Source organism: Flavobacterium sp. RSP46, assembly GCF_003984825.1.
Classification (GTDB): domain Bacteria; phylum Bacteroidota; class Bacteroidia; order Flavobacteriales; family Flavobacteriaceae; genus Flavobacterium.
This window is the reverse complement of sequence record NZ_RYDM01000010.1, coordinates 37613-56258: the sequence shown is the minus strand read 5'-3', so window position 1 is coordinate 56258 and position 18646 is coordinate 37613. Positions and strand designations below refer to the sequence as shown.

At 33.4% G+C, this 18646-nt stretch carries 14 protein-coding genes, 1 other RNA gene and 1 pseudogene; 6 read left to right on the top strand and 10 right to left on the bottom strand.

Features of this window, described 5'->3' with window-relative positions; translation table 11 throughout:
- Window positions 1–69 precede the first annotated feature (69 nt).
- The 4 genes from eptA to EKM01_RS13735 all read right to left on the bottom strand — a co-directional run bounded on the left by eptA (window position 70) and on the right by EKM01_RS13735 (window position 4618).
- On the bottom strand, window positions 70–1599 hold the full coding sequence (gene eptA, locus EKM01_RS13750; RefSeq protein WP_126564449.1) for a phosphoethanolamine--lipid A transferase EptA: 1530 nt from the start codon (window positions 1597–1599) through the stop codon (window positions 70–72).
- On the bottom strand, window positions 1580–2407 hold the full coding sequence (locus tag EKM01_RS13745; protein WP_199736846.1) for a phosphatase PAP2 family protein: 828 nt from the start codon (window positions 2405–2407) through the stop codon (window positions 1580–1582). Before EKM01_RS13745 ends, eptA begins: the two co-directional genes overlap by 20 nt.
- A gap of 508 nt (window positions 2408–2915) precedes the next feature.
- Window positions 2916–3312: a transfer-messenger RNA gene (ssrA, locus tag EKM01_RS13740) on the bottom strand.
- Window positions 3313–3418: 106 nt separating this feature from the next.
- Entirely contained in the window at window positions 3419–4618 is a 1200-nt protein-coding gene (locus EKM01_RS13735; protein WP_126768668.1) for a serine hydrolase, read from the bottom strand.
- A gap of 249 nt (window positions 4619–4867) precedes the next feature.
- Here EKM01_RS13735 and EKM01_RS13730 point away from each other — a divergent pair, with 249 nt between their 5' ends.
- Both EKM01_RS13730 and EKM01_RS13725 read left to right on the top strand, forming a co-directional pair.
- Complete coding sequence (locus EKM01_RS13730) at window positions 4868–6070, top strand: NAD(P)-dependent oxidoreductase (RefSeq protein WP_126555489.1); 1203 nt, start codon at window positions 4868–4870, stop codon at window positions 6068–6070.
- 171 nt (window positions 6071–6241) lie between these two features.
- Window positions 6242–7249, top strand: coding sequence for an LLM class flavin-dependent oxidoreductase (locus EKM01_RS13725; protein ID WP_126768667.1), 1008 nt, complete (start codon window positions 6242–6244; stop codon window positions 7247–7249).
- Between the two features lie 206 nt (window positions 7250–7455).
- Here the strand turns inward: EKM01_RS13725 and fumC are convergent, their stop codons facing one another.
- Window positions 7456–8853 (bottom strand): class II fumarate hydratase, encoded by a 1398-nt coding sequence (gene fumC, locus EKM01_RS13720; RefSeq protein ID WP_126768666.1) that lies wholly within the window; start codon window positions 8851–8853, stop codon window positions 7456–7458.
- Between the two features lie 250 nt (window positions 8854–9103).
- On the opposite strand from fumC, the gene EKM01_RS13715 reads away from it, so the two are divergent.
- On the top strand, window positions 9104–9268 hold the full coding sequence (locus EKM01_RS13715; RefSeq protein WP_091170588.1) for a hypothetical protein: 165 nt from the start codon (window positions 9104–9106) through the stop codon (window positions 9266–9268).
- 126 nt (window positions 9269–9394) lie between these two features.
- Here the strand turns inward: EKM01_RS13715 and EKM01_RS13710 are convergent, their stop codons facing one another.
- Entirely contained in the window at window positions 9395–11848 is a 2454-nt protein-coding gene (locus tag EKM01_RS13710) for an outer membrane beta-barrel family protein (RefSeq protein ID WP_126463364.1), read from the bottom strand.
- A gap of 97 nt (window positions 11849–11945) precedes the next feature.
- A complete protein-coding gene (locus EKM01_RS13705; RefSeq protein ID WP_126768665.1) occupies window positions 11946–12290 on the bottom strand; it encodes an ArsC/Spx/MgsR family protein in 345 nt (114 codons plus the stop codon).
- Window positions 12291–12387: 97 nt separating this feature from the next.
- Here EKM01_RS13705 and EKM01_RS13700 point away from each other — a divergent pair, with 97 nt between their 5' ends.
- The 3 genes and pseudogenes from EKM01_RS13700 to EKM01_RS14875 form a co-directional block, all read left to right on the top strand.
- On the top strand, window positions 12388–13299 hold the full coding sequence (locus EKM01_RS13700) for a CPBP family intramembrane glutamic endopeptidase (protein WP_126768664.1): 912 nt from the start codon (window positions 12388–12390) through the stop codon (window positions 13297–13299).
- Window positions 13300–13341: 42 nt separating this feature from the next.
- Window positions 13342–14391 (top strand): AMP-binding protein, encoded by a 1050-nt coding sequence (locus EKM01_RS13695; RefSeq protein ID WP_126740615.1) that lies wholly within the window; start codon window positions 13342–13344, stop codon window positions 14389–14391.
- Window positions 14392–14592: 201 nt separating this feature from the next.
- Window positions 14593–14804 (top strand): annotated as a pseudogene (locus EKM01_RS14875) (IS5/IS1182 family transposase); the annotation flags it as partial.
- 279 nt (window positions 14805–15083) lie between these two features.
- On the opposite strand, the gene EKM01_RS13690 reads toward EKM01_RS14875, so the two are convergent.
- The 3 genes from EKM01_RS13690 to lpxD form a co-directional block, all read right to left on the bottom strand.
- Window positions 15084–15506: a DoxX family protein gene (locus EKM01_RS13690; RefSeq protein ID WP_126463356.1), complete on the bottom strand. Its 423-nt coding sequence runs from the start codon at window positions 15504–15506 to the stop codon at window positions 15084–15086.
- Between the two features lie 317 nt (window positions 15507–15823).
- A complete protein-coding gene (locus EKM01_RS13685; protein ID WP_126463354.1) occupies window positions 15824–17452 on the bottom strand; it encodes an acyl-CoA carboxylase subunit beta in 1629 nt (542 codons plus the stop codon).
- A 154-nt stretch (window positions 17453–17606) separates the two neighbouring features.
- A complete protein-coding gene (lpxD, locus tag EKM01_RS13680; protein ID WP_126463352.1) occupies window positions 17607–18608 on the bottom strand; it encodes a UDP-3-O-(3-hydroxymyristoyl)glucosamine N-acyltransferase in 1002 nt (333 codons plus the stop codon).
- Window positions 18609–18646 lie beyond the last annotated feature (38 nt).

Here is an 18646-nt window from a genome sequence, read left to right as displayed (position 1 = left end):
TTTGTGAATAAAAAGCACTGAATTACAAGGGTTAAAAATGTTTTTACTAAAAGAGATACGAAGTTTTACTTATTTAAAAATGTTCAATTCTTCGTTATAAATAGGACTTTGAATATTTAAAAAATTTAAAACACTGTGAAATACATGGTTTTGAGACAACATCTCATTAGGTTTTAAATGTTTTGAACTGTTATCAGAATACCAAACTATAAAAGGGATTTCATATTGTTCTTTTGGTGCAATACTCAAAGGTAAACCATGCATGTATAGGTTTTTTTCTCCCAAAGATTCACCATGGTCAGACACAAAAATCATAGTACTTTTATAGGTAGTCAATTGCTTTAAATCTTTAATTATATTGGCTAATATATAATCGGTATACACAATGGTATTGTCGTAAGCATTGATTAGTTCTGTTTGAGAACAATTAGCTAATTCAACGCTATTGCAAACGGGTTTAAAAGTCTCAAATTCAGAGGGATATTTCTTGCTGTATGTAGGTCCATGACTTGTACTTGTATGTAAAACGATTAATATTTTATTCTTTTTACTGGCTAAAATTTGTTCCTTTAATCCGCTCAAAAGTACTTCATCATAATTACAGCCATCGCCTTTGCAATTTGGCATTAGAAATGCTCTGTTTTGATAATTTTTTATATGAATTGGTGGCTCTCCCCAATTTGTTGTTCTCCAAATAACCTCAACATTATTTCGATACAAATAATTGGGCAAAATTTCATACAAATCATCGGTGTTTTTATGTTCTAAAATACTTTTCACACCTGCAGTGGTATAGGTTGCATCCGATTTTGCATTAAAATGAAATACATTATTAGTTTTAGAGAGTAGGGGATTTGTGTTTTTGTTGTATCCATACAAAGAAAAATTTTGACTTCTTGCAGATTCGCCAATAACTAAAACTACAACTGATTTTTGATTATCTTTTATTGTTGCATTTGGTAATAAAATTTCTTTTTCATTTTTTTTGGATTCATGTGCATAAAAAAGTGAAATATTTACAGTATAAGACCAAGGCATTGCAAGTCCGCCCAAAGTTTTTGAATTTTTATCAATCCACAAAACATTACTTGAATTGGCAATTACTAAACCTAAAATAAATAATAAAGTCAATGAGATCAGGACAAAAAATCTTTTTACTGTAACATTTATGACTTTAACTTTGATGATATAAATACTAGGGATTATGCCCAGAAAAAGTAAGTATACAACTAATTTGAACGAAAAAAAACTGCTAGACTCGTCATAATTGGTATTAAGTATATTGCCTATCATACTTTCGTCAATGATAACACTATAGGTATTAACGAAGTAAACGGCAACTGAATTTATTATAAAGAACAACACTAAAAGAAATTTCCCAACATAACGCGACAGGAAAAAAAGCAGAAAAAAAACGAAAGCATTTAGCACTAACATTAGAATCATCAAACTAAGAATTAAAAACATTCCGTTCAAGTTTTTATATTCAACGTTATTAAACACAAATTTAAAAAACGGATAATGAAAGAATATAAAATTAAGAAAACTCATCAATAAGACAAAATGAGTTAATTTTAAATTATTTTTTAACGTATACATGAATGATTTTATAAAGTGAAACAATTAAACTAATTAACGCCAAATCAAATATGATGAAATTTTCTCGATTTATTTTGATGATGAATGAAATACCGCAGATCACAATCAACAAAATAAAAATTGGATAGTATTTTTTATTATTCACCCAATTCCATATTTTATATTTTCGGCTGGCAAAAATACCAATAAGACCCGAAATATATCCTATAATACTGCCTATAATCACGTCTAGCGGATGATGTGCTCCAACACCCACTCTGGAAAACACAATAATCAATCCTGTAAATACAACAGAAAAGACCCATAAGATTTTATAGTTTAACTTTTTAGGTATAAATGCAAACAACAAAACGGTGAGTATAGTAAAAACTGTAATGGAATGCCCAGAAGGCAAACTACTAAATCCGATAGCTGTTTTTCCTACAATGATAAAACTATGATTGTCAAAAATTTGAGCAGGTCGAGGTACTAAGAACAAGTTTTTTAAGAGGTAAGAAAACAGGAGGGAAGCCAATGAAGCTGTTAATATTGCCTCCCATATTTTAGGAGCATACACGATGAAAATAATTATAAATGACAAAAAAACAGAGGCATCGCCTAATTGGGTAAGATTGTATTCTAAATTTGGATATTGACCTAAATAATGGTTAATATATAAAAAGTAGTCCTTTTGAATTTGTACATACTTAAAAGTAGTTAAAGAATCTTGGCTGGAAAGAAATATAAGAATAACCAATAACAATATAAGCGGTAAAAAAAACAAAGTTATTTTTAGTTTGGCGTAATTATTAATAACTTTTAGATTCATTATAATTTTATATTTTCAGATTTAGACGAACAAATTTATTTAAAACTCACATACATTTATGACACCTTATTCGGTTAACGAACCACTTAATAAGTATTCCGGTGAAACTGTACCACTTTTTTAATGATATTTTCTGGGATCAAAATTAGATGTTTTTTTCTAATTATTTTTCATTTTTTTATGCATCGATTCACCCTTATGTTCGAACCTAATTGCGGAGTGAATTATCCTATCTGTAACTATTTAGGTTGCAATAAAGCAAACTTGGCTATCTAATTCTAAATGATTGGTAGAGTTTTAAACGAAATTTTGATAAAAGAGGGATATGCAAAGCCATATAACAATGTTTTCCGTGAAACGCTTCTATGTATCAGGAATGGAATTTACAAGCTAAAAACAAAAAATAGGATTGTATTCTATTGTAAATAAATTTTAATTTATTTTGTTGGGAAATAGCAAAATAAAAAAATCGTAAAAACTTAAAATATAGCTTATTACGATTTTTTTAAAGTGGAGTCGCCGAGAATCGAACTCGGGTCCAAACAAGCAACTAAAAAGCTTTCTACGCGTTTATTTTCTGATTGAGTTTTCGATACTGTGCTAGGCCAGAAACAGCCACACGATACTTATCTTCTTAATTTTGAAATCCACCCGAAGCTCATGGAAATCTAGGTTTATTTTTACGGTTCTCCTAAACTGAACGCCACAAACCAAGGCTTTCAAGGAGAATCCAGCTTTCCTATCTGATAGGAACGTGGCTTAATCGTACTATAATTCGGATTATGCAGCTAAAGCGTAGTTATTTTCGCCGTGTAAAATGGTAAGATCTTATATTTACGAGCAAGGTCTCAATGCTCGACGTGCTTACTTATCAATTCGACTTGCTGTCAAAACCAGTCGACCCCTTTTTGTTTAAAATTCCAATCCTGAATTTTAAGTTTGCAAATTTACACTTTTTATTGGGATTACTATTGCAAATCTAGTATCACTATTCTAAAATCATTCTTTTTTTTATTCATCTCTTAATTTGAATGGATAGTCGCCAAATAAAACAGCTAATTTTCGTACATTATACGTTTTTCGTGTAAATTTATTAGAAAGTGCTATAATAGTAACTCCTTCTTTTCTCAAAGTAATATAGGCTGAAGTATTTCCATGCCACCAGCCGTTGTGGAAATAAAAATTTTGTCCCGTTTCCCAATTGACCATTCGAATCCCCAAACCATAATTTTTTGTTCCTTTGCGTTCATTACTGTAGCCTTTATATACCTGACTTTGTAGTTCAGGTGTTAAAAAAGCAGCGCTATTTCTGGCTCTGTCAAACTTTAATAAATCACGTGGTGTAGAATAGATATTTTTATCTCCATAAACGGCATCCAGGTAATCTTTTCCTATCTCGACTTTGTTTCCTTTGTAGGATGTAACGGCAGTATCTTTATCTCTTTCATAATCAAAAACATACGTATTTTTCATATTAAGTGGCTTGAAAATAATTTGTTTCATAGCCTCTTTATAGGGAAGTTTTGTGATTTTTTCAATTATTAGTGCTAACATGGCATAATTGGTATTGCAGTAACTAAAACGGGTATTAGTTTTGAATTCTAAACCAATGTCTTTTGTAGCCATGATCGTCAGTATGTCTTGATTGGAAAGTATGTTGTGTCGGTCCCATATCGTTTTGTCTCGATCTGTAAAATAGGCGTAATTACGCATGCCGCTTCTGTGATTCAATAATGTTTTTATCGTAATTTCGGGATAAGGAAATTCCTTCAGGATTGTATTTACCTTTTGATCCAATTCGATTCTTTTTGCGTTTACTAATTTTAAAATAGCCGTTGCCGTAATAACCTTGCTGACAGATGCAATGTGCAGCGGCGTAGATTTAGTAATGACTGTTTTATCTTTGAAATTTGCATACCCTTCATATTTTTCATAAATAATTTGACCGTTTTTAGCAACCAGAAAACTTCCATTTGCGCTGTTATTGGGCCAATTTTTTTTGTAAAAAGAGTCTATTTCTTTTCTTTTTGAATCGACATATTCCGCGGTAAGTTTGGGCTCTAGGTTTGTTAACGGCTTCATTTTAGGCAATGTACTCTTTGGAAGTTGGGCATCACTTAATTCAACTTTCTTTTTCTCCTTGGCGCAGGAGCTCAAAATCAAAAAGAGGAGGTATATATGTAGTATCTTTGTTTTTTTTATAAAATTCATTTCTGTGGTGCTGGAAAGGCAAATATATAGAATCAAAGCCTTTTTGTTTGTTATTTTTTCTAAACCTTAACACTATTTTATCAGTAGACAGGGTACTCATTTTTGTATCATTTTGTACTTCAGTGACTAGGAGTGTACTGCCTGCAGATTTTAATTTTAAAATAAATTCAAATTCGTTTAAATTGTTATATTTGTAACAAATAAACGATATAAAGTTATATTAAACTAAATCAAAAGCATTCAAAACGTATGAAATTTGGAATTTTAAAAGAACGGAAAAATCCGCCGGACAGAAGAGTTGTTTTCTCACCTAATGAATTAACAAAGCTGAAACAACAGTATCAAGAGTGTATGGTAAAGGTAGAATACTCTGATATTAGAGTTTTTACCGACTCTCAATATGAAAATCAAGGCATCGAATTGACTGATGATATCAGTGATTGTGATGTTTTGTTTGGGGTAAAAGAAGTACCGGTAGAAAATTTGATTCCTAACAAAACCTATTTCTTTTTTTCGCATACCATAAAAGAACAGCCCTATAACAAAAAATTATTGCAGGCTGTTTTAGAAAAAAATATCGATTTGTACGATTATGAAACAATTGTAGATGCTAACAATCGCAGGTTAATTGGTTTTGGTCGTTATGCAGGGATAGTAGGGGCATACAACAGTATTCGTGCTTTTGGAATAAAATTCGAATTGTTCAAATTGCCAAAAGCAGAAACATTATCTGGTAAAGAAGCCTTAATAGCTCATTTAAAACGATTAGTATTACCGCCTTTAAAATTTGTTATTACAGGAACTGGAAAAGTGGGAAACGGAGCCAAAGAAATTTTGGATGCTATAAAAATAAAGGAAGTTTCGGTGGAAAATTATTTAACTAAAAACTATTCGCAGCCTGTTTATACTCAAATAGATGTCTTAGAATATAACAAAAGAAAAGACGGGCAGGTTTTAGATTTTACTGATTTTTATCACAATCCAAAAGAATATGTTTCTGATTTCGAAAGATTTACAAAAGTGTCTGATATCTATATAACAGGACATTTTCATGCCAATGAGGCTCCGGTGATTTTGACCCGAGAAATGCTTCAATCCAATGATTGCAAGATCAAAGTAGTGGCAGATGTTTCTTGTGATGTGAATGGGCCAATAGCCTGCACCCTCAGATCATCAACAATTGCTGAACCTCTCTATGGGTATGTGCCAAATGAAGATAAAGAAGTGGATGTGTTTCATCCTGCGGCAATTGTGGTTATGGCAGTTGATAATTTGCCGTGTGAATTGCCTAAAGATGCCAGTGAGGGATTTGGAGAAATGTTCATGGAACATGTAATTCCTGCATTTTTCAATGGAGATAAAGATGGAATTTTGCAAAGAGCCAAAATAACTGAAAAAGGAAAACTGACTCCACGATTTAGTTATTTACAAAATTATGTTGATGGAAAATAAATCTTTTTTCTTATGAATCCAAAAGCCCTGAATACAACGTTGCCGGTTTTTTTTATTAAAAGTTTTTAGACATGTTTTTTTTTGGTTTTATAATATTATAAATCAATTAACACCAGACAATTTTTGGCTCGACCGAAAATGATTATTTTTGTATAAAATCAGAAATTTATAATGACTAAAAAGATTCCAATTTCCATATTAGAGTTAGCATTAATTACTCAAGATAGCGATGCAAACGAAACATTTAAAAAAACAACAGCACTGGCGCAACTGGCTGACAGTTTAGAGTACGACCGTTTTTGGCTAGCCGAACATCATAATATGGCTAATGTAGCCAGTACAGCAACGGTTGTTCTGATTGGTTATATTGCCAGCCAGACTCAGAATATCCGAGTGGGTTCTGGAGGTATAATGTTACCCAATCATGCTCCGTTAATTATAGCGGAACAGTTTGGAACCTTAGAAATATTGTTCCCCAACAGGATTGATTTAGGATTAGGAAGAGCGCCGGGAACAGATGGATTAACCGCACAAGCGATTCGGAAAGATTTCTTTGAGCAATCGCAGCGATTTCCTCAAAATGTTGCCGCACTGCAAGAATTTTTCTCTAAAGATAATGCTATAGCCAAAGTGCGTGCTTTTCCTGCCGAAGGAACGAATGTTCCCATTTGGATTTTAGGTTCCAGTATGGATAGTGCTGCTTTGGCTGCTACCAATGGTTTGCCGTATGCCTTTGCCGGTCATTTTGCGCCAAAACTAATGCATCAGGCATTTGAGTTTTATCGAGAAAATTTCAAACCTTCCCAATTTTTAGAAGCACCCAAAACTATGGCTTGTGTAAACGCCATAGCTGCTGATACGGATGAAGAAGCGGAAAAATTATCAACCAGTTTGACTCAAATGTTTTTGAACTTGATTCGGAATGATAGAAAACAATTACAACCGCCTGTTGATTCGCTAGATGGGATTATGCGTGAAGAAGAACATTTTCATGTGAATCAAATGACTGCTTGTTCGTTTGTAGGAAGCAAAAAGAAATTAGAAACAGAATTGAAACAATTTATCGAATATACGCAAATTGATGAATTGATGATTACAAGCCCAATTTTTGATCATGAAGACAAATTGAAAAGCATTCGAATCATGAAAGAAGTTATGGATACAATTAATAAGAAATAAAAACTATAAGAGATTCTTTCTCAAAGCATAAAGAAACTTAATTGACTTATATGGTAAAAAAAATTAATCAGATAAGCCATGTAAGCAAAGATCAATTTTTAAATTTTGCTATTTAGAATATAAATAGATACAAAGAAACCCTGCAACGTTACATTGCAGGGTTTCTAATTTATATTAATAATTAAAAATTCAACATTGATAATTAATTATTTAAGGCTTCCCACCATATCTTCGGGTTTAACCCAAGCATCAAAATCTTCTGGAGTTACGTAGCCTAGACGAACAGCTTCTTCTTTGAGAGTTGTTCCGTTTTTATGTGCAGTTTGTGCAATTTCAGCTGATTTGTAATACCCAATTTTAGTATTCAAAGCCGTAACTAACATCAATGAGTTGTCAACTAATTCTTGAATACGTTTGTAGTTAGGTGCAATTCCTTGTGCACAATGTTCGTCAAAAGACATACAAGCATCACCAAGTAATCTGGCTGATTGCAAGAAATTTGCAGCCATCAAAGGTTTGAAAACATTTAATTCATAATGACCTTGCATTCCTCCCACAGAGATGGCAACATCATTACCCATCACTTGTGCGCAAACCATTGTCAATGCTTCACATTGTGTTGGGTTTACTTTTCCTGGCATGATGGAAGATCCCGGCTCATTTTCAGGAATAAGGATTTCTCCAATTCCGGAACGTGGTCCAGAAGCCAGCATACGGACGTCATTGGCAATTTTATTCAATGAAACGGCTAGTTGTTTTAAGGAACCGTGCGTTTCTACAATGGCATCGTGCGCGGCAAGTGCTTCAAATTTATTTTCGGCAGTTACAAATGGATGTCCGGTAAATTCAGCGATGTATTCGGCAACTTTTACATCGTATCCATCAGGAGTATTCAATCCTGTTCCTACGGCTGTTCCTCCTAAAGCCACTTCGGATAAGTGTGCCAATGTATTTTTAACCGCTTTCAAACCGTAGTTCAATTGTGCTACATATCCTGAAATTTCCTGACCTAATGTTAGTGGCGTAGCATCCATTAAATGTGTCCGACCTATTTTGACTACTGTATTAAATTCAACTGCTTTGGCATGAAGCGTGTCTCTTAATTTTTCAACTCCGGGAATAGTAACTTCAACTACTGCTTTGTAGGCTGCAATGTGCATTCCGGTAGGGAAGGTGTCATTTGAAGATTGGGATTTATTCACATCATCATTGGCTTTGATGAATTGTTCGCCTTCGCCAATGTTGAATCCTTTGAGAACTTGAGCACGATTGGCAACTACTTCGTTCACGTTCATATTACTTTGTGTACCAGAACCTGTTTGCCAAATTACCAATGGGAATTCATCATCTAGTTTTCCGGCTAGAATTTCATCACAAACTGCAGCAATGGCATCTCTTTTTTCGACTGGTAAAACGCCTAAATCACAATTGGCATACGCCGCTGCTTTTTTAAGATATGCAAAACCTTCCACGATTTCTTTTGGCATGGAAGCTGATGGGCCTATTTTGAAGTTGTTCCTGGAACGTTCTGTTTGTGCACCCCAGTATTTGTCAGCGGGAACCTGCACTTCACCCATGGTGTCTTTTTCTATTCTGAATTTCATTTTGTTGTTATTTAAAAATAATTATGTTGTTTATTACGTTTTTAGCCCCGATGGCAACGGAAATCCTTTTCTTTTTATTTTCAAAAAGAAAAGATTGGAGCGTACAGCGGGAAATAGCTCCAAATTCTGAGTTCAAAAATACGGATAATTCCTTTTTTATAAAAATTGATTGATAGTTTTTATGGTTTTTTATTGGTACGAAAAGGAATTAAACTTACATTTGTGGCTACATTCAAAAATTCCGGAAAACATGTTTGAATTTTCACAGTATTTAGGCTTTTTACTTTTCTTAACCATCCTTACTATAGGATTTTGGTTAATGTTTTTTCTTGTAGGTTTCGTTCAATATTGGATTGGCGGTGCTTTATGGGAAATGTATAAAGAAAGAAAAGCAAAGAAAGAACAATCAGTATAATCTGTTTGTTAAATAAAAAAAGGACTTCTGAAAAGGAGTCCTTTTTTTATGCTTTTACTTTTCAATTTTATTAGCTCTGATGAATTTATAAAAAAAAAAGACCCATTTTCATGAGTCCTTACTTTATTATCCTTGATAATCTCCTTCGTTATCATTTTGCAATTTTTTAGGCTGTTTTTCTTTTTCGTTTTTTGGTTTGTTAAAACGATATGTGAATGACAAACTAAACTGTCTGACTCTCCATTGCATCTCACCGTAGGAGTTTGCAAATCCGGGAAGGTTTGTTTCCATCATTCTTTTTCTGGAATTGAATACATCGCTGATATTAAACGAAAGCGTTCCTTTGTCTTTCATGATATCTTTACTGAATGCTAAGTTTGCACTAAAAACACCTAGACGATTTCCTTGAGCACTTTTTTCTGCACCATTATAAGTCGCATTCGTTTGCCAGTCAATTTTGTACGGCAACGAAACTTTTGAGGTGATTCTGGTGAACCATGATGTTGCGATATTGTCAAAATTTTGTGTAATTATTTTGTTGTTGAAATCAGTATAAACAAAATCTCCTTGTGTTTCGTTTCTGAAGAAATTGAAATTCCCGTTTAATTTCCACCATTTGTACGGAGAATAATTTAACGTGAATTCAAAACCTGCTCTATATTCTGTAGCTAAATTAATTGGTGAACTGATTGTTATTGGTATGCCGTTAACGAAATCTCCGGATTCTCTTCTTGCAAATTGAAAAACATCTGTTGTTTTATTTACATATAGGGATGTATTAAAGGTAAGTTTATCCCATCTTTTGATATAACCAAAATCAATAGCATCTGAAAAAGCAGGATCTAAATCTGGATTTCCCACAAAAATATTGATATTACTAGACAAGTTGCTGAATGGATTCAACATTCGTCCTCTTGGTCTTTGTATTCTTCGGCTGTAGCTTACCGAAGCGCTGCTTTTATCGGAGATTTCATAAGTAAAGAAGGCGCTTGGGAAAAAGTTATTGTATTTTTTAGTATTAAAATCATTAGTTGCCAATTGATTGATATTAATATTAGAATCCTCAAAACGCAATCCTACTAAGACAGAAAATTTATTTATTTTCATTCCATATTGGGTGTAAACAGCATTCACTTTCTCCTTATATTCTAATGTATTGGTGAAGTTTTTATTGATTAGGCCGTCATTTTTAACTTGATAATCCGTGAGTAATTCTGAAAAATCACCACGATATCCAGCCTCAAACTGACCTCCTTCGCCAATAGGCAACACATAATCCATCTGTAGTAAATTTCGACTTTGACTTTGGTTGTTGAGGGTGTTGTCAAATTTTACCTTAGCGGTATTGGTAGCTCTATCCGTAATTACTGCTATTTCGAGGTCTTTACTAGTTGAAAAGGAACCGTCAAGGGTTAATTTATGTCCTTCTTTTTTGAATTTTTTAGTAAAATTAGTTGCAAATTCTACATTTTCACTATCACTGTTTTCTAAATTGATTCGGTTGCGAGTGTAATCAAAAGTATTGTCTGCTTCAAAATAATTCTGAAAAACATTATCCCGATTATCTCCGTTATTTTTTCGGTAATTGAATGTATTGGTCCATGCGGTGGTCTCGTTTAAAAACAATTCTATTCCAAAATTTCCATTGTACCCTTTACTAAATCGGTCATTTTCTCGGGTTTCATTTACAATATTGTTGATAGTGTTGTCCGCATTTAAATAATTGGTATTTGTAAGAGCGTTTCCTGGACTGTTCCGCTTGTTGTATCCTTGAGTAGTGAAAAGATTAAAGTTGTCAGATTTATAATTTAATGTACCACTCAAACCATTATTTTCAGGATAACCTGCCGAGCCAATAAATGTTCCGTTTAAACCTCGGTTTTTTCCTTTTTTCAAAATGATATTTAATAATCCACCACCACCTTCCGCATCGTATCGTGCTGATGGGTTAGTGATCACTTCTACTTTTTCAATGGCATCCGCAGGAATCAATCGCAAGGCTTCCGCGATATTTATGGCATTTGAGGGTCTGCCATCAATAAGAACTCGTACATTATCGTTTCCACGAAGACTTATATTCCCTTCAATATCTACCGCTACAGAAGGAATGTTGTCTAACACATCGCTTACAGTTCCACCTTTTACCATCAGGTCATTTCCTACGTTGTATACTTTTTTATCTAATTTGATTTCGACAGTAGTTTTTTCAGATCGAATAATAACCTCATTCAATTGATTCGCATCTTCCTCTAAACTAATCAATCCTAAACTGGTGTTAACCTGAAGGTTTTTTTGCTTAATTTCATTTACTTTGAAAGAAATAAATTCAATATTAATATCGTAAACACCTGGAATAACTTCTATATCAAATTCTCCTTTTGGATTTGTTATTCCTCCGGCAACCGGTTTTGGATTGTTAGGATTCAGGAATGTTATAGTAGCATATTCTAAGGGTTGTTTGCTGATTTTTTCTATTACTTTACCGGAAATTTTAATTTTTTGGGTGGGAGCTTGTTGGGCAAAACTAAATAGTGTAGTAAAGAAAAGCACTAGAATTAAAACAGATTTCATTTTTTTCATTTTAAAAAAACTTTGGTTACAGTCGTTAGATTGTAAAAGTAAGAGATGGTTTAATAGTACAAATCATAAAAAAATGTTAATTAAAAAAATAAGAATTTTAGGAAATAAAGGCCTCTACTTTTTCTAAATCTCTTCCTATTATTGCTTTATTTCCTATGATAACCAGGGGTCTTTCTATCAGAATTGGATTTGATAGCATAGCTTGAATGATTTGTTCCTCATTCATCGTTGTTCCTTTGAAATTTTCAATCCAAATTTTTTCTTTTTGACGAACCAATGCTATTGGTGCTATATTTAGTTTCTTTATAATTGCAGACAATTGCTCAAAAGTGGGCGGACTTGTCAGATAATTGATTACTTCAAACTCTTTTTCAGATTTTTCTACAAATGCGAGGCAATTTCTAGATTTTCCACAACGTGAATTATGGTATATTTGTATCATATTTAGTCGTTTTTAAATAATTATTAAAAGCATTAGATTAGTGGTAACAAAAATAACGTTTGTGAAACTAATCAAGTATAAAATTAAATTAAAATAGATGTTTATAGCGCAGGGTTTAAAATCAGAGAATACGTTTTGGAAATATATTAAGGGATCATTTATATTTATTTTTGCTTCAACTTTGGGTCAGTTGCCACTTATAATTCTTTTAATTTATGAAACAACAGTTAAAGGAAAACCTTATCCTTCAAATAATGAAGCCGTAATGCAGTTTTTTGAGCCCAATTTAACCTTATTTTTAGTCCTGATTTCATTTGTGGTTCTCATGGGAAGTATTATTTTGGTTGTGCGTTATTTGCATCATCAAACGCTACTTTCGGTAACTACTTCACGGGTTAAAGTAGACTGGAAGAGAATCGTATTTTCCTTTTTAATTTGGGCGGCATTTACTGTTGTATCCACATTGTTATTTTATTTTTATAGTCCAAGTGATTTTGTGATCAATTTTAAGCCTGTTCCATTTGCTATTTTGGTTCTCATCGGTATTGTTTTAATTCCAATACAAACTAGTTCTGAAGAATATATTTTCAGAGGCTATTTGATGCAGGGATTTGCGAACCTTGCTAAAAACAAGTGGTTTCCGTTGCTGATGACTTCTGTTATTTTTGGGGGAATGCATTGGTTTAACCCTGAAGTAGCTAAGATTGGTCCTATTATTTTAGTATATTATATAGGAACCGGATTGTTTCTTGGAATGATTACCTTGATGGATGAGGGTATGGAACTCGCATTGGGATTTCACGCAGCTAATAATTTAGTGGGTGCATTGCTGGTCACTTCGGATTGGTCTGCCTTTCAGACACATTCTGTTTTTAAGGATATTTCGGATCCATCTGCGGGATTAGATGTTATTGTGCCGGTTGTTTTTATTTACCCGATACTTTTATTTATCTTTAGTAGAAAATACAACTGGACAAATTGGAAAGAAAAATTAACTGGAAAAATTTAGTAAAAGAACAGTTTCAATAATTTATAAAAAAAAAACGCAATCATGGTCAATACAATTACGTATCAAAATGTTCATAATCTATTTAAAATGAATGGTTATCATCTAAATCGAAACGATTTATGCAGAGTAGCGTATAGTTTTATCAAAGAAGGGGAAGAATATGAAAAAGCTGTGGGTGATTTTATCCTAGATTGGTTTGACAACAAATCCTATCTAGAATTGAATACATCAGGCACCACTGGAATCCCAAAAGTGATTCGAATAGAAAAACAAGCCATGGTAAATTCAGCCATTGCAACCGGTGATTTTTTTGATTTGCAACCAGGTAATAAAGCTTTACATTGTTTGCCAACTAAATATATAGCCGGAAAAATGATGTTTGTAAGAAGTTTTATCCTGGGTCTTGATATTGATTTTGTTGCGCCAAGTTCACATCCTTTGTTAAACAATGAAACTAAATATGATTTTGTTGCCATGGTGCCTTTACAGGCTCAAAATTCATTGACAATGTTGAAGAATGTCAAAAAAATGATTGTTGGCGGCGCTAAAATGAATAAAACTCTTGAAAAAGGACTTTGTAAATTGAAAACCAAAGTGTATGAGACCTATGGAATGACGGAAACCATCACGCATATTGCGGCAAAGGAAATAGGTGAGGTGGCTTTTTCAGTATTACCTAATATAAAAATAGCTAAAGACGACAGAGATTGTCTGGTTATTAATGCACCTAAAATTTCAAGCGAAGCAATTGTTACTAATGATATAGTAGAATTGATCAATGAGAACCAATTTATTTTTTTAGGTCGAATTGACAACATCATAAACAGCGGAGGAATTAAATTAATTCCAGAGCAAATCGAGGAAAAATTAGCTACTATGATTCATTCCAGATTTTTTGTCACTGCAAAACAAGATCTTGTTTTAGGAGAAAAATTAGTATTGATTATTGAAGGGGAACAACAAATTATAGCTGAAACTGTTTTTGATGTTTTGGATAAGTATGAAAAACCAAAAGAGGTTTTGTTTGTTGCAAAATTCGCTGAAACACAAAACGGAAAAATAAAGCGAAAAGAAATTACAGAAAGTATTTAAATTGTTTTTAATAAAAAAACATCCGCCTAAACGAGGGCGCTGAAAAAGTCTTTTTCCGAATAAATCGATAAATAAAAAGAGGGTAAATCTTAGGATTTATCCTCTTTTTTGGTATGTTTAGTTCTAATTATAAGAGTTTTTTTAGATGTTACTACAACAGTAATCAACACATTTCAATGAACATTCTTTGTCTATGATTTAATTATTCCAAAGAATAATTTTTTGAAAAAGATCAATGATTTAATAGATTTTCCTTAATTTATGACAAATTGTTAAATAAATACTGCACCAATAATGGACGTATGGCAGAAAGTCCCGTTTGTATGTTAGAGTATTTGCTTCTTAAAACAATTTGTAGCGTTTCGGATGTTGATGTAGTGGAAGGTTTGCGTTACAACATGTTTTTTAAATATAAATCCAGAACCATTCCGGTTTAAACTGTACAGGTGAAATAGCAATTTTCACAGTCAATTTAAAAAGAATATTTAAATTAATATTAGAAAAATGCAATCTACCAGAGTTACTTAAAAGGACTCTAGTTAAGCCTAAAGTAGGTTTATTGAACCTCCATTAAAAAATCAATCATAAAAAAAGAAAAAACGCTTGTAACCGATTATATAAATCCTGTTACAAGCGTTTTTTTATTATCTGAAAAATGATTCTGATCAAAATTAGGAATGTTTTTTATTAAATTATTGCTGCATTTTAAAATAATAATCAGCTGAATTTTTCCCGCTTCCGTAGAATAAGAAAAATATGCAAGCTCCTAATATTAGCAATGCCAATAGTAAATTTTGAGAATGCATTGCTCCCATAAAATTTATTATAGTAGCACCTACCAATATGGGAAGTTGTGTTATTATAGCCCATCTTGTCAGTAAACCAAAAGCAATCATTATACCACCTACCATGTGTGCTGGAGCAATATAGTGGATAAGGAACATTCCGCCACCAATCCTGTCAATTGGAGATATTAGATCATTTAAATATTGGATGTTCGTTATAAAAGAGATTCCTTTCATAAACAAAAATACACCAAGTGTTATTCGTACCAAATCCACGGTTAAATAAGTGTGCGTATTCGCCCATTTGTTTAAATTTTTTACGCTATTCATAATACTATAGTTTTAAATATTTAGTACTAAGTTACTGAATTTTAATATAATAAATTATAATTGTTAAAGAAAACTAAACTTTGATTGTTTTTTTGTTTAAAAAAATAGAATTTCAGCTGTTGAGAATAAACCACTAATAATGCCGTCTTAATTTATAAGTGCAGCGTAAGTAAGTATATTAAATAATTAAAATGAATTTGGTTTAGATTTTCAGCACGTTATATCGCAAAGGGGCTAATGCTATAACTACCAATCCTTTGAATAAAGGCAATTATATATGTACAAAATAATAAATATAAGTTCCAGTAAATTAGGAGTTAAACTTGAATAATCCCTAAGTTAAATTTTTTATCAATAGGCGAGTGGTTAGCCGCTTCTATTCCCATAGAGATCCAAGTTCGGGTGTCTAAGGGATCAATAATAGCATCTGTCCATAATCGTGATGCGGCATAATAAGGCGAAACTTGCTCGTCATATCTGGCTTTTATTTTATCAAATAATTCTTTTTCTTTTATTTCATCTACGAGTTCTCCTTTTGCTTTAAGCGAAGAGGCTTCAATTTGAGCCAGCACTTTTGCAGCTTGGGTTCCGCCCATAACGGCTAATTCCGCACTTGGCCAGGCGAATATTAATCTTGGATCATACGCTTTTCCGCACATGGCATAATTTCCAGCACCATATGAATTTCCTACAATTACAGTGAATTTTGGTACAACGGAATTGGATACCGCATTTACCATTTTGGCACCGTCTTTTATAATTCCTCCATGTTCTGATTTAGATCCTACCATAAATCCAGTAACATCTTGAACAAAGATCAATGGGATTTTTTTCTGGTTGCAATTGGCAATAAAACGGGTGGCTTTATCTGCACTATCGGAGTAGATTACGCCACCAAACTGCATTTCACCATTTTTAGTTTTTACCACTTTTCGTTGGTTGGCAACAATTCCCACTGCCCAACCATCTATTCTGGCATAACCAGTGATAATAGTTTGGCCATAGCCGTCTTTATAAGCTTCAAATTCTGAATTGTCTACTAAACGATTGATGATTTCCATCATGTCATACTGCTCATTTCTGGCTTTTGGCAAAACACCGTAGATTTCTTTTTCGTCTAATGCTGGTTTTTGGGATTTAATTCGGCTGAAACCAGCTTTATCAAAATCACCTATTTTATCAACTATATTTTTTATTTTATCCAATGCATCTTTATCGTCTTTGGCTTTATAGTCGGTCACACCGGAAATTTCACAATGGGTAGTTGCTCCGCCCAGAGTTTCATTATCAATACTTTCGCCAATAGCAGCTTTGACAAGATAACTTCCTGCCAAGAAAATACTTCCTGTTTTTTCGACAATCAAAGCTTCGTCACTCATGATGGGTAAATAAGCTCCACCGGCGACGCAACTTCCCATTACAGCAGCAATTTGGGTAATTCCCATGCTGCTCATTTGGGCATTATTTCTAAAAATACGTCCAAAATGTTCTTTGTCCGGGAAAATTTCATCTTGCAAAGGCAAATATACTCCGGCGCTATCTACTAAATAAATAATTGGCAGTCGGTTTTCCATAGCAATTTCCTGTGCCCGTAAGTTTTTCTTGGCCGTTATAGGAAACCAGGCTCCCGCTTTTACGGTAGCATCATTGGCTACAACAATACATTGTTTGCCTCTGATGTACCCTATTTTTACCACGACACCACCTGATGGGCATCCACCGTGTTCTGCATACATTCCTTCACCAACAAATGCTCCAATTTCAATGCATTTCGCTTTTGGATCCAATAAATAATCAATACGTTCACGAGCGGTCATTTTGCCTTCACCATGTAATTTTTGAATGCGTTTTTCACCGCCGCCTAATTTAACTATGCTTAATTTTTGTCGCAATGCGGAAAGTAAAAGTTTATTGTGGTCTTCGTTTTTGTTGAAGTTTAAATCCATGATGAAAGAATGTTAAAAATAATTTTGGGCTAAAATACAAAATTCAACTAAATAAATTTTATTGGTTTAGAAAGAAAACGGAATATTTTTTTGATTTAAAAACAAAAAAACAGAAGTTACCTCCTGCTTTTTTATGAATTTAATAAAAAAAAGGTTATTTATGTTTGGATTCATTTACAAGTCTTTTTAAAATTGCCCATTGTTTGAGTGCATCACGAGCTTCAACGGCCGGATACCCTAGCATGGTTTTTCCTGCAGGAATATCTCCTGTTACACCGGAACCGGCACCTACAATCGCACCATCGCCTATGGTGGTGTGATCCTTTATAGAAGCGCTTCCGCCAATGATTACGCCATTTCCTAATGTTACAGAGCCTGCTAATCCACTGTTTCCAGCCATAATACAAAACTTACCTAGTTTGCTGTTATGCCCAATTTGGACTAGATTATCAATTTTACAGCCGTCACCTAAAATGGTTGAACTGAATTTGCCTCTGTCCACACAGGTATTAGCGCCAATTTCGACACTATTACCAATAATTACATTTCCAATTTGCGGAATTTTGACCAAACCTCTTTGTGGGTCAGGCCGAAAACCAAAACCATCCGCACCTATAGTCGCATTAGGATGCAAAATACAATCATTGCCAATGTGACATCGTTCTCTGATAACCGTTCCTGACCAGATTACTGTGTTTTTACCAATCGTACATTCATCTAGAATGGTCACATTAGGATATACAGTGGAGTTGTCTCCAATTATGACATTAGGTCCTATATAACAGCCAGCACCAATTCGGGCACCAGTGCAAATAGAGGCAGTTGGATCAATCACAGCACTGGGATGAATGTCAATAGTAAATACTGGTGTTGGTGGAGCAAATAGTTCTAGTACCTGAGACATCGCTAAATCAGCATTTTTAACTTTTATGAAAGCTCTATTTTCTCCGGGTTCTATAGCAATATCTTCATTGACAACTGCCGCACAAGCATTGGAAGTAAACCATAATTTTTCGTATTTTTTGTTTCCAATGAATGAAATTTCGGAAGCGGTAGCCATTTCTAATTGTTCAGGAGCAGTAATGTTTTGGGTAGTATTCCCTATAATTACGCCATTAAGAATCGCATTAATTTCTTGGATTGTATAAGATTTCATTCCGTGTAGATTGGATTTGGTTGTTTAATATTTTTCAA

Excerpts from the sequence above, each read along its gene's own strand:
- EKM01_RS13730 (WP_126555489.1), top strand. The coding sequence starts at position 4,868 with ATGAAATTTGGAATTTTAAAAGAACGGAAAAATCCGCCGGACAGAAGA.
- EKM01_RS13735 (WP_126768668.1), bottom strand. The coding sequence starts at position 4,618 with ATGAATTTTATAAAAAAAACAAAGATACTACATATATACCTCCTCTTT.
- EKM01_RS13710 (WP_126463364.1), bottom strand. The coding sequence starts at position 11,848 with ATGAAAAAAATGAAATCTGTTTTAATTCTAGTGCTTTTCTTTACTACA.
- EKM01_RS13705 (WP_126768665.1), bottom strand. The coding sequence starts at position 12,290 with ATGATACAAATATACCATAATTCACGTTGTGGAAAATCTAGAAATTGC.
- fumC (WP_126768666.1), bottom strand. The coding sequence starts at position 8,853 with ATGAAATTCAGAATAGAAAAAGACACCATGGGTGAAGTGCAGGTTCCC.
- EKM01_RS13725 (WP_126768667.1), top strand. The coding sequence starts at position 6,242 with ATGACTAAAAAGATTCCAATTTCCATATTAGAGTTAGCATTAATTACT.
- eptA (WP_126564449.1), bottom strand. The coding sequence starts at position 1,599 with ATGTATACGTTAAAAAATAATTTAAAATTAACTCATTTTGTCTTATTG.
- EKM01_RS13745 (WP_199736846.1), bottom strand. The coding sequence starts at position 2,407 with ATGAATCTAAAAGTTATTAATAATTACGCCAAACTAAAAATAACTTTG.
- EKM01_RS13690 (WP_126463356.1), bottom strand. The coding sequence starts at position 15,506 with ATGAATAGCGTAAAAAATTTAAACAAATGGGCGAATACGCACACTTAT.
- EKM01_RS13685 (WP_126463354.1), bottom strand. The coding sequence starts at position 17,452 with ATGGATTTAAACTTCAACAAAAACGAAGACCACAATAAACTTTTACTT.
- EKM01_RS13715 (WP_091170588.1), top strand. The coding sequence starts at position 9,104 with ATGTTTGAATTTTCACAGTATTTAGGCTTTTTACTTTTCTTAACCATC.
- EKM01_RS13695 (WP_126740615.1), top strand. The coding sequence starts at position 13,342 with ATGGTCAATACAATTACGTATCAAAATGTTCATAATCTATTTAAAATG.
- lpxD (WP_126463352.1), bottom strand. The coding sequence starts at position 18,608 with ATGAAATCTTATACAATCCAAGAAATTAATGCGATTCTTAATGGCGTA.
- EKM01_RS13700 (WP_126768664.1), top strand. The coding sequence starts at position 12,388 with ATGTTTATAGCGCAGGGTTTAAAATCAGAGAATACGTTTTGGAAATAT.